Origin of the sequence: Limosilactobacillus sp. (assembly GCF_041859915.1) — a bacterium.
Lineage (GTDB): Bacteria > Bacillota > Bacilli > Lactobacillales > Lactobacillaceae > Limosilactobacillus.
In genome coordinates this window covers 1-10,526 of record NZ_JBFLGB010000055.1, presented here as the reverse complement: position 1 = coordinate 10,526, position 10,526 = coordinate 1, and the positions used below count along the sequence as shown (strand labels likewise).

At 43.4% G+C, this 10,526-nt stretch carries 12 protein-coding genes; 1 reads left to right on the top strand and 11 read right to left on the bottom strand.

Annotated features, from left to right (window positions below; genetic code table 11):
* From ACEYV4_RS07485 to ACEYV4_RS07475, 3 genes are all read right to left on the bottom strand, one after another.
* Nucleotides 1–148, bottom strand: a 148-nt coding sequence (locus tag ACEYV4_RS07485) for a transposase (RefSeq protein WP_373842710.1), incomplete at its 3' end; no start/stop codon positions are given.
* Nucleotides 149–296: 148 nt separating this feature from the next.
* Nucleotides 297–2,069: an ABC transporter ATP-binding protein gene (locus ACEYV4_RS07480; protein ID WP_373842709.1), complete on the bottom strand. Its 1,773-nt coding sequence runs from the start codon at nucleotides 2,067–2,069 to the stop codon at nucleotides 297–299.
* The gene (locus tag ACEYV4_RS07475; protein ID WP_373842708.1) at nucleotides 2,062–3,807 is read right to left on the bottom strand and encodes an ABC transporter ATP-binding protein; all 1,746 of its coding nucleotides are present in this window, start codon (nucleotides 3,805–3,807) and stop codon (nucleotides 2,062–2,064) included. The genes ACEYV4_RS07480 and ACEYV4_RS07475 overlap by 8 nt, the downstream gene beginning before the upstream one ends.
* A gap of 224 nt (nucleotides 3,808–4,031) precedes the next feature.
* Between ACEYV4_RS07475 and ACEYV4_RS07470 the strand changes: the two genes are divergently transcribed.
* Entirely contained in the window at nucleotides 4,032–5,468 is a 1,437-nt protein-coding gene (locus ACEYV4_RS07470; RefSeq protein WP_373842707.1) for an amino acid permease, read from the top strand.
* Between the two features lie 164 nt (nucleotides 5,469–5,632).
* Here the strand turns inward: ACEYV4_RS07470 and pepI are convergent, their stop codons facing one another.
* The 8 genes from pepI to rlmB all read right to left on the bottom strand — a co-directional run.
* Nucleotides 5,633–6,520, bottom strand: a complete 888-nt coding sequence (gene pepI, locus ACEYV4_RS07465) for a proline iminopeptidase (protein ID WP_373842706.1) — start codon at nucleotides 6,518–6,520, stop codon at nucleotides 5,633–5,635.
* Between the two features lie 216 nt (nucleotides 6,521–6,736).
* Nucleotides 6,737–7,429 carry a 50S ribosomal protein L1 gene (gene rplA / locus ACEYV4_RS07460; RefSeq protein WP_373842705.1) on the bottom strand — a complete coding sequence of 231 codons (693 nt, stop codon included), beginning with the start codon at nucleotides 7,427–7,429 and terminating at the stop codon, nucleotides 6,737–6,739.
* A gap of 94 nt (nucleotides 7,430–7,523) precedes the next feature.
* Nucleotides 7,524–7,949, bottom strand: coding sequence for a 50S ribosomal protein L11 (gene rplK, locus ACEYV4_RS07455; RefSeq protein WP_373842704.1), 426 nt, complete (start codon nucleotides 7,947–7,949; stop codon nucleotides 7,524–7,526).
* Nucleotides 7,950–8,080: 131 nt separating this feature from the next.
* Nucleotides 8,081–8,629, bottom strand: coding sequence for a transcription termination/antitermination protein NusG (nusG, locus tag ACEYV4_RS07450; RefSeq protein ID WP_373842703.1), 549 nt, complete (start codon nucleotides 8,627–8,629; stop codon nucleotides 8,081–8,083).
* Between the two features lie 113 nt (nucleotides 8,630–8,742).
* Complete coding sequence (gene secE / locus ACEYV4_RS07445) at nucleotides 8,743–8,922, bottom strand: preprotein translocase subunit SecE (protein ID WP_373842702.1); 180 nt, start codon at nucleotides 8,920–8,922, stop codon at nucleotides 8,743–8,745.
* A 15-nt stretch (nucleotides 8,923–8,937) separates the two neighbouring features.
* Nucleotides 8,938–9,087, bottom strand: coding sequence for a 50S ribosomal protein L33 (gene rpmG, locus ACEYV4_RS07440; RefSeq protein WP_373842701.1), 150 nt, complete (start codon nucleotides 9,085–9,087; stop codon nucleotides 8,938–8,940).
* Nucleotides 9,088–9,406: 319 nt separating this feature from the next.
* Nucleotides 9,407–9,760, bottom strand: coding sequence for a sigma factor (locus ACEYV4_RS07435; RefSeq protein ID WP_373842700.1), 354 nt, complete (start codon nucleotides 9,758–9,760; stop codon nucleotides 9,407–9,409).
* Nucleotides 9,761–10,068: 308 nt separating this feature from the next.
* Nucleotides 10,069–10,526 (bottom strand): 23S rRNA (guanosine(2251)-2'-O)-methyltransferase RlmB (gene rlmB / locus ACEYV4_RS07430; RefSeq protein WP_373842699.1); only part of this gene is annotated, 458 nt, incomplete at its 5' end.

The following is a 10,526-nucleotide window of genomic DNA, read 5'->3' as shown; positions in this document are numbered from 1 at the left end:
TTGAAGCAATTTCATATAATATTCGCTTCAAGACTGTTTCAACGTGTCCTTTCAGCACTTTGTTGCGATACTTAGTCCCCCAAATGAGATGGTAATTAAGATTGTAAACTGATGTTCTACCATATGTAAGTTTATTTGTGCCTTTCATACTAATAATTATATCATATAATATGCTGTCCATGTGTATGCTGAACACAAAAATGGCAATTCATCACGTCCTTAAAAGAACGTGTTTCCTTGCCCACTTTCAAAAACGCAGAAAACATCCGGATGACTTTCAGCACATAATATAATGGTTACCTAGTCGTTGCATTCTGCAAACGAACTAACTTCGCATAATAGCCATTTTGCTTCATCAATTCAGCATGACGACCCCGCTCTACGATTCGGCCATCCCGCAATACTAAGATTTGATCGGCATCCTGGATTGTTGACAGTCGGTGAGCAATTGCAATTGTTGTTTGTTGTTTACTCATCCGATGAATACTCTGGGTAATCATTGCTTCGGTTTGTGAATCAATATTGGCAGTCGCCTCATCCAAGATCAGTGCTAATGGATGCCGAGCCATAACCCGCGCAAAGGCAATCAACTGACGCTGTCCCGCTGACAGATTAGCTCCTTGCTCACCGAGAACGGTTTGGTACTTGTTTGGCAATCGATTAATGAACCGGTCAGCGTAAACTAATCGTGCCGCCCGATGAATGGCCGCTGCACTAAGCTGATCATTAAACATCCCAATATTATGAGCAATCGTGCCATAAAAGATGATCGGTTCTTGAACCACCAAACCGAAGCGATGACGTAATTCGGTCAGTGGATAGTGACGAATATCAACCCCATCAACCAAAATTTGGCCATGCTGAAATTCATAAAACCGCATCAATAAATTAATAATGGAACTTTTCCCGCTACCGGTGTGGCCAACCAGAGCAACAGTTTGCCCCGGCTTAATTGTAAATGAAATATCTTTTAGAACCGGCTTGGTCGGATCATAACCAAAGGTGACATGCCGGAACTCAATTTGCCCCTTTGTAATATGAATTGGTCGTGGATCCTGATGGGGTTGGGTCGAATGACGGTCTAAAAGCCTAAAGATTCGAGCACCGGCAACGATTCCTTCTTGAAAAGTTGCTAAATTTTCCATCACACTGGTCAAGGGATTAAAGAAGTTCTGCTGATAAGCAATGAAGGCATAGACAACGCCAGCTGCCACCATTGTCTGTTTACTGCGCCAGCCAAAATAACCCAGCGTGGCGGTTTCCGCTAGGATGAACATCAAACTGACGATCGGATATAAAAGAAAAGAATCAAAGTTGATCAAACGGTTGCGGTAACTGAAATAACGATAATTTTCCTGATCGAACCTTTGGGCAACCCGGTGCTGCTGGCCAAATTGCTGGATGACTTCAATTCCGCTCAAGGCCTCATTTAATCGGGTGTTTAGTCGGCTTAGACTTGTCCGCACCCGTTGATAGATTGGTACACTAAGTTTTTGATATAAGATTACCAGCAAGATAATTACGATCAATAAGCTTAACGTAGTCCAGGCCAAGACTGGGCTGACCATTAGCATAGCAATAAAAGCCGCAACTAAACCAGTAATTGCCACAATCAGGTTCAGGATCAGGTTCCAAAAATTATAGAGAGTTTTAGTATCGTTAGTGATCCGCGAAACGACCTCGCCTACTGGTGTCTGATCAAAGAAGGCCATCCCAAGTCCATAAACATGACGGGCCAAACGATCCCGCAAGCTTTCCAGGGTTCGTTCCGATCCGATGGCAAAGCTATAAGCTTGAACAAACTGCAAAAGGGCTTGAATAATCGTTAAAGCAAAATAGATCCCCGCGAAAAGCAAGATCCATCGTAACAATACCGGCCCATGGCGCAAGTAGTGATCAATGTAGTATTGAATCAACCGCGGCAGCAATAGGTTAACGATACTTAAGACAACTGCCATCACGGTTGCCAGGGTAAACTGCCACCAGAATGGTCGGGCAGCTTTGAAAAGCCGTCTAAGAACCTGAAATTGTTGCTGGTGAGTTAAGGTTGACTTATTTGGTTTACTCATTTAGGCCCGCCTCCAATTTTGCTCGTCGCTCTTGTTCACTCAAGGTCGTCCGGTACCAGCCCGGCCGGTGTGCTAATTGGTCTGGTGTACCTTGGGCAGTAATGGTTCCACCTTGCAACACAATCAGCCAATTGAGGTGCTGAACCGTACTCAGCCGGCTAGTTGCCATTATTAGGGATTGGTTAGTCCTATCTAAATATTTTTCAATCTGCGTGGCCGTTTCGGCATCCACTGCCGAGAGCGGATCATCAAGGACCAATAACCGGGCATCTTTTAGTAGAGCTCGACTAAGCGTCAGTCGTTGTTTCTGACCGCCTGAAAGCGAAGTACCTTCTTCGCCAACCTGGGTCTGGTACTGGTCAGGCATCGCGGCGATTTCTTCCGCCATTGCCGCTTCTCGTGTCGCTGTTTCGACTTGTTGCACACTGGCAGCAGGGTGACCAAAACGTAGATTGCGAGCAATCGTAGTTGAAAATAGAAAATCAGTCTGGGGAACATAACCTATTTGCTGACGATAGGTTGCTAATGGAAGGTCACGAATATCTTGTCCTCCTAAGCTAATTCGTCCTTGATAATTATCAAAGTCACGGACTAATAACCGTAGTAAAGTTGACTTTCCACTGCCGGTTGGACCAATTACACCAATTTTTTCTCCCGGCTTAATTGCAAAATCAACGTCATGAAGAATTAAACGTGAATCACCAGGGTAAGTAAATTGTTTAATATCAACCTGTACCGGGCCAAAGTAAATCGGCGCGGCTTGCTTAGCTGGTTGCCAGGCGGGACGTTCTTGCAAGAGTTCATTAATTCGATCATAACTTGCCCGTCCCCGTTCAAGAATGTTAAAAAGGCTACCAATTGCAAACAATGGCCAAACCAATTCGCCCAAGTAAGTAATCATCGTAACCAGTTGGCCAACTGTCAATTGGTGGTGACCAACTAGCCAACCACCAACGGCAATTGCAATTACGTAGGATAACCCCATAATCAAAGTCGTGGCCGGGCTAAAAAGAGAGTCCCAGAAATAGGCTCGTTGATTAGTATGCAAGGCCCTTTGAACATAGTGATGGTAATCAGCAAGGTCAGCTTGTTCCGCTCCTAGCGCTTGAATCACCTTAATCCCGCTAATACTTTCCTGGGTCTTATTATTCAATTGTCCAAAGGCCTGCTGAGCGTGGCCATACGCCCAATGAATCTTATTACCGAGACGGTTAGACAATATTATTAACAACGGCATCGGCAAAAGAGTCACTACGGTCAGGGGCCAACTGACAAAGACTCCCATGGCAATAATCATCGAGCCCCCGGTAATGATTGAGTCAGCCAGAGTTAAGATACCATAAGACGCCACTTCCCGAACTGCTTCGACATCATTAGTGGCATGGGCCATTAAGTCACCAGTTCGCCAACGTTGGTAAAAAGAAGGGTCCATTACCATAAAATGGTGAAAGAGTCGGCTTCGTAGTTGGCGTTCCAAGACATAGGAACTCCCGTAGAGAAGCTTCTGCCAGGCAAAGCGTAATAGGTATTGCAAAAGCGCCGCCACCAGCATAATACCCACTTGAAGGATCAGCCAGGTTGCCACAACTCGGTGGTCACTAATGGCGTCAACAACATTACCAATGATCCGCGCCGGAATTACATTGCAAATTGCTACTAAAATTAGAGCGATCACCCCGCCGAGGTATTGACGCCACTGTTGACGAAAGAACCAGCGCAATTGCTTCAAGATTGTCATTACTTCACCCCTATTCTTTATCACTATTATCTTAATTAAGTTAATCAACTATGTGAAATGCTTTTCACCAATGCTTTCATATTCGTTTTCTGCAATCACAAACTATTATTAATAGTAAATGCTCCAAAAAGCAATTAATTTAATTTTAAAAGGGTAAATGTTTAACATTCGGGGTAAAATCCAGTAAAGTTAGAATTAACTTACTAAAAGGAAATGATAATTTTATGAATAACCAGCATCGTAATGGTCACATCCACCACACCTTGCAGACTCGGCACCTCACCATGATTGCTCTCGGCGGAACAATCGGGACGGGTCTCTTCATCGCCAGTGGATCCGCGATCACCACTGCCGGTCCTGGAGGCAGCCTGATCGCCTACTTTATCATGGGCCTAATGGTCTATTTCTTGATGACTAGCTTAGCCGAAATGGCGACCTATAATCCGCGTAGTGGTTCCTTTGCTGAATACGGAAGTCGCTATGTCGACCCAGCCCTTGGTTTTGCAATGGGTTGGAACTATTGGTTCGGCGGAGCGATTTCCGTAGCGGTGGAACTATCCACGGTCGGAATTGTCATGAACTTCTGGTTTCCCCATATTGCGGCTTGGATTTTTAGTTTAATTGCCTTTTTAATTATCTTTACAATCAATTATTTCTCTGTCCGGGCCTATGGAGAAACAGAATTTTGGTTAGCCTTTGTCAAAGTGGCGGCCGTTATTATCTTCGTGATCGTTGGAATTGCTGTCATCTTTGGCCTTTTAGGTGGTCACCAACCAATTGGTTTTAAGAATTTCACCTATAAGCAGGCTCCATTCGTCCATGGCATTCCGGGAATCATCAGTGCCTTCGTTGTTTCTGGTTTCTCTTTTCAAGGAACCGAAATGGTCGCTATTGCGGCGGGTGAATCTAAGAATCCAAAGCACAGCGTTCCGACCGCTATTCGGGCGACCTTCTGGCGAATCTTACTTTTTTACGTATTGACAATTTTTGTCATCGCCTGTGTATTGCCATATACAAACAAAAATCTACTGAGTTCTAATGTTCAAGATATCGTTAAGAGCCCCTTCACATTGATTTTTCAATATGCAGGATTACGGTACGCAGCAGGGATCATGAATTTTGTAATTTTAATTGCGGTTTTATCTTCTGCAAATTCCTGGCTCTATGCCATTTCACGAATCCTCTTTTCCCAGTCAATGGAAGGCTTCATGTGGAAAGGCTTCCGGGCGGTTAACCGTCGGGGGGTGCCAATCATCAGTTTCTTGGCTGTCTCACTGCTTAGCCTTGGGCTCTGGGGATTACAGTTCATCGGGCCTAACGTTTATAATTACCTGATTTCTGCTACTAGTCTCGGTGGCTTTATCGAATGGCTCGGTATTGCTATTTCTCATTACCGATTCCGGCGTGGTTTCTTAAAGCAAGGACATACTCTTGATGAATTGGACTATCATGCTGGACTATTCCCGTTTGGGCCAATTCTTGCCTTTATCCTCTGTGTTGTTGTCATTGGTGGTCAAAATATTGACGCCTTTGCTAAGCTTGACTGGTCCAACATTTTAATTACTTACATGAGCGTGCCACTATTCATTATCTTCTACCTTTATTACAAGATCCGGCACCACACTCACCTCGTTCCATTAGAAAAAATGAAACTGAAATAACAATAAAAAAATGAGTCTTAACCATTTTGGTTAAGACTCATTTTTTAATTAGTAGTCTTGAAATCCGCCGCCTTCAGAACTGCACCAATTGCATTCATGCTGTTAGCTGAAACTTGCTTAGAAAATTTTACCATTAATAATTATCCAATTTGTTAAATATAAATTCACTTTTCCTGGTTCATTAACCAGTTAGCAACTACTCTTTCATAGGCCGTCGTTTGTTCGGTGAAGACCATGTGACGGGCATTTTGAAATAGTTTCCACTGGGCATTCGGTAGGTGATCAACCATTGTTTTAGCTACTAATGGTGTACAGAGGTCATTCGTGCCATCGATGACTAAGGCCGGAATTTTAATTTGCTGTAACCGAGTCGTATATTCATAATCGCGCAGGTTTCCCTGGGGAAGGTATTCATTAGGACCCCAGGCAGTTAGGTAAGCTACTTTCCCACCCTGCTTAGCTCGGCGTAATGGTTCCGGTGACTGGTTTGTTGGCGTAGCAGCCGCATGCAATTCCATAAAATGATCATTGGCCGCCTGATAAGCCGTCCCAGTAAAGTCATTTGTTCGTTCGGCTTGACGAATTGCTACCTGTTCATTCTGAGGCATAAATTTAATCAATCGGTGAAGCTCACTGGACCAGAGCTGGGCGGACGACAGAGTACTAGAAAGAATTACGCCCCGCACACCCTGGGGATGATAATCACAAAGGTAGATGATGGCTAGCATTCCACCCCAAGATTGGCCAAGCAAGTAGACGCGGTTCAAGCCTAAATAGTCACGAAGGTTTATCAACTCGCTAACCCAAGTCTTAGCGGTATAGAGTTCTGGATGATTATCTGGAATTGAAGATCGTCCACAACCTAGTTGGTCATACATAATTAGTTGACGGCCAGCCCGGATTGCCAAATCATCCAATAATTCAAAATAATTATGAGTCGATCCTGGACCACCATGTAATAGAATAAGTGGGGCCCGATCAGTCGCATCGCCCACAATTCGACAATAAGTTTGGTAATTGCCAAAGGGCACCATCAATTCCTTAATTTTCATTTTGATACCTCCAAAGTGTTGTAATTAAAAACCATTTTAGCAAAATTCCCAGCACATGGTTTTCTACTTTCCAATCCCAAACTTTCTACATCACGATTCAATAACCTATTATTCGACTCTTTTCTACTACATTTCCAATAAATACATCCTTATTTGTATTTTAAATACCAAAAACGGCCCAGAAAACTCTGGACCGTTTTAATCTAATTTTATTAATTAGAAACTTTCGAGATCAAGCGTAACGCTTGGGCCAAAAGTAGAGGCGATTGAAGCGTGCTTGATGTAAGTTCCCCGTACTGATGCTGGACGAGCCTTAGCAACAATATCTTCCAAAGTCTTCAGGTTTTCTACCAGCTTATCAGTGTCAAACGAAACCTTACCGAATGGTACTGCTACGTTACCATCACGGTCAGTCCGGTAAGTAACTTGACCAGCCTTAGCGTCAGAAACCGCCTTAGCAACATCCATCGTTACCGTACCAGTCTTCGGGTTTGGCATTAAGCCCTTAGGTCCAAGAATCCGACCTAAGCGACCAACTTTGGGCATCATGTTTGGTGTTGCAATTGCAACATCAAAGTCAAGCCAGCCATCCTGAATCTTTTCAACCAGGTCATCGGAACCAACAAAGTCAGCACCGGCATCCTTGGCAGCCTTAGCATTTTCACCATCAGCAAAGACAATTACGGTCTCCTTCTTACCAGTACCGTTTGGCAGAACAACTGCGCCCCGCAATTGTTGGTCAGCTTGCTTGGTGTCCACGTTTAAGTTAAATGCAACTTCAACGGTTGAGTCAAAGTTAGCAAAGTCAATATCTTTTACTAATTGAACCGCATCGTTAACAGCGTAAGCTTTCTTGCTGTCAACCTTCTTTACGGCATCTTGGTACTTCTTACCACGTTTTTTAGCCATCTTGTGTTTTCCTCCTTGCAAATTGTGGTCGAACGGAGTTAATACCTCCCACGGAAACGCACTACTTTAATAGCACGTCCGGACTGCTTGGCAACTAGCCTTCAACAGTGAAGCCCATGCTGCGTGCAGTACCTTCAATCATGCGCATAGCTGCATCTACATCAGCTGCGTTTAGATCTTGCATCTTTGTTTCGGCGATTTTCTTAACTTGATCCTTGGTTACCTTAGCAACCTTCTTCGTGTTAGGTTCACCGGAACCGTGTTCAACACCAGCGGCCTTCTTCAGTAAGACAGCAGCAGGTGGCGTCTTAGTAATGAAGTCAAATGAACGGTCCTCGTAAACGGTAATTACAACTGGGATCAGCATTCCCTTTTGGTCTGCAGTCCGTGCGTTGAATTCCTTAGTGAATCCCATAATGTTAATCCCTGCTTGTCCAAGCGCAGGACCTACTGGTGGAGCTGGTGTAGCTGCACCGGCAGGAATTTGCAACTTAACAACGTTAGCTACTTTTTTTGCCACGAGACAAAACCTCCTTAGTCCGTGTTGTGGTAATGATGAGGCAGTAAGTTTTTACCTCTCCCACAGTATGCCTATAGCATACTAAAATAAATTACCACAAATTACCCTTAAATTCAAGCAATGAACGTTAATTAGTCATTCATTGTGTCAATTTGGTCAAAACCAACCTCGGCGCTAGTTTGCCGACCAAACATTTCAATATCAACGTTTACTTTCATCTTATCATGGTCAACCGCAGTAACCTTACCAGTTAAGTCAGCAAAGGCACCAGCAATAATCTTAATATTATCGCCAACGTTGACGTTAATATCAGTCCGGGCAACGTCTTCACCCATCCGCTTCATAATGCGATCTACTTCTTCTGGTAACAGTGGGGTTGGTTTTGAACCTCCACCGTGAGATCCCAAGAAACCAGTAACGCCAGGAGTGTTCCGGGCAATGTACCATGCTTGGTCAGTCATCACCATTTCAACTAACACATAGCCAGGGAACGTTTTTTCTTCAGTTTCCTTTGCTTGACCGTCTTTAACTGTCCGGACGGTTTCTTCAGGAACAACGACCCGGAAAATGTAATCTTGCATTCCCATTGATTGAGCACGTGATTCCAAATTACTCTTAACCCGATTTTCGTAACCAGAGTAAGTGTGAAGCACGTACCAGCGTTTTTCATGTGATTCCATGATTAATCTCCTTTTGTAAATCAAATTTTCTCAAAAATAAAAAAACCTCGCTTACCACGAAGTTTTGCTCAAACAAATTATAACAAAAAAAGCGGTCAATGACCACCTTGATCTTATTTTACAAACGCCAACATACCCTCTTGGATAATCCAGTCAGCCAATGCAAAGAATAAAACAAAGAATATCGTTAACGAAATGACCACTCCGGTGTCCCGACGGTTTTCTTTCCAAGTCGGCCAAACCACCTTATGCATTTCTTGAACAACGCTCTTTAAAAACCGAAATAAATGCATTGCTTTCCTCCACTACTATCTGGTTTCACGGTGAATCGTATATTCACCACAGTGTTTACAAAACTTTTTTAATTCGAGACGCTTTTCGCGCGCGGCGTTAACAGCAACGGTATAATTTCGAGCACCGCATTTACTGCACTCTAAACCAACTTTCTTTTGGGCCATTACTGACACCTCCATACTGTTTAAGGTTATCATTTTTAACAAATTAAAACAACTCCCATCCAAAATTTGGATGGGAGCTGCTACAAACAAACTTAAAACCGTTAATCAAAAATCTGTTTTAAAAATTTCTGGCGCGCCCGTTCAAAGGCACTTCGAATAGATAAGGGAGAACAACTAAGACGTTTAGCGATGACATCAAGACTTTCACCGGAATTAATTTCTAAAAAGGCCCTTTTTTCTAATAGTGAGCACTCCTTTAAAAATTGTTGATAGACTAACCGAAATTGGCAAATTTCGTCTGGACGCAAATCCGCGTCAATCAAATGTTGATCAATTGTAAATCAGTAATTGATTCAACATGTTCCGCTGGAATTCGTTTTTTAGCCACCTGCTGGCGATAAAAATCACGAATTTTATTCATCAATGCTTGCTTTAAGTACCAACAAAAACGGGCCTCTTGATTGGAGTAAGAACAAGCAGTCCGATACAGAACCACCGCAGCTTCTTGCTTCCAATCATCCAGTGGTAGGTCATCCAAATGGAATTGATACCATACCTTACAGATTAGTGGCAGGTACTGATTGTAAAGTGATGTAAAACTTGCAGAATCATTAACTGCCACTTGTTTGATTAACTCGCTTTCCGGGGTTGTTTGGATCATTCTCTCACACATGATTCGCAACCTCTTTCCGCACTAACAACTGATGAGACCCGCTTGAAAATTAATAAGAAACTTACTAATCATCTCACCGACACAGCGTCTTGATCGGGGGTTTTGAAACTAACTCTCACATTAGTTTCACAACGGCTTTTCTCCTACGCTTCATCCCGCTGCCGTAGAATTTGACCGTTACTCATCAGTTGTCTAGGATAATTTACCAGACTTTACAATTGGTGACAATAGGCAAAAATTAATTCTGATCTAAGGATAAGGAAAAAAGATCCAAGGGATCAATGATTCCTTAGATCTTTTTTTTAAAATTATTTTACCGGATGGCGAGAACTGAACCCTTGATAAATTAACAAGCTAGCCGCCACACTCGCATTTAAGCTTTGTACCTGGCCAATCATTGGAATTGTCAACATCTCATCACAGGTCTTCCTTAAGAGGGTTGAAATTCCCTTTCCTTCATTGCCAATTACAACGGCGACTGGACCAGTGGCATCCCAGTGACGATAATCCGTTCCCTTCATATCGGTCCCGAATAGCCACAAGCCCCGATTTTTGAGCTCATTTGCCGTCTGAACAAGGTTGGTTACCCGTGCCACTGGAACATGTTCGATCGCTCCCGCAGACGTTTTCGCAACCACGGAAGTCAAACCAACTGCTCGGCGCTTTGGAATAATAACACCGTGGACCCCAGCGGCATCTGCCGTCCGTAAAATGGAACCTAGGTTGTGGGGATCCGCTAATTCATCCAAGATTAAAAAGAACGGCG

Excerpts from the sequence above, each read along its gene's own strand:
- ACEYV4_RS07480 (WP_373842709.1), bottom strand. The coding sequence starts at position 2,069 with ATGAGTAAACCAAATAAGTCAACCTTAACTCACCAGCAACAATTTCAG.
- pepI (WP_373842706.1), bottom strand. The coding sequence starts at position 6,520 with ATGAAAATTAAGGAATTGATGGTGCCCTTTGGCAATTACCAAACTTAT.
- ACEYV4_RS07475 (WP_373842708.1), bottom strand. The coding sequence starts at position 3,807 with ATGACAATCTTGAAGCAATTGCGCTGGTTCTTTCGTCAACAGTGGCGT.
- rpmG (WP_373842701.1), bottom strand. The coding sequence starts at position 9,087 with ATGGCCCAAAAGAAAGTTGGTTTAGAGTGCAGTAAATGCGGTGCTCGA.
- ACEYV4_RS07470 (WP_373842707.1), top strand. The coding sequence starts at position 4,032 with ATGAATAACCAGCATCGTAATGGTCACATCCACCACACCTTGCAGACT.
- rplA (WP_373842705.1), bottom strand. The coding sequence starts at position 7,429 with ATGGCTAAAAAACGTGGTAAGAAGTACCAAGATGCCGTAAAGAAGGTT.
- secE (WP_373842702.1), bottom strand. The coding sequence starts at position 8,922 with ATGCATTTATTTCGGTTTTTAAAGAGCGTTGTTCAAGAAATGCATAAG.
- nusG (WP_373842703.1), bottom strand. The coding sequence starts at position 8,629 with ATGGAATCACATGAAAAACGCTGGTACGTGCTTCACACTTACTCTGGT.
- ACEYV4_RS07435 (WP_373842700.1), bottom strand. The coding sequence starts at position 9,760 with ATGTGTGAGAGAATGATCCAAACAACCCCGGAAAGCGAGTTAATCAAA.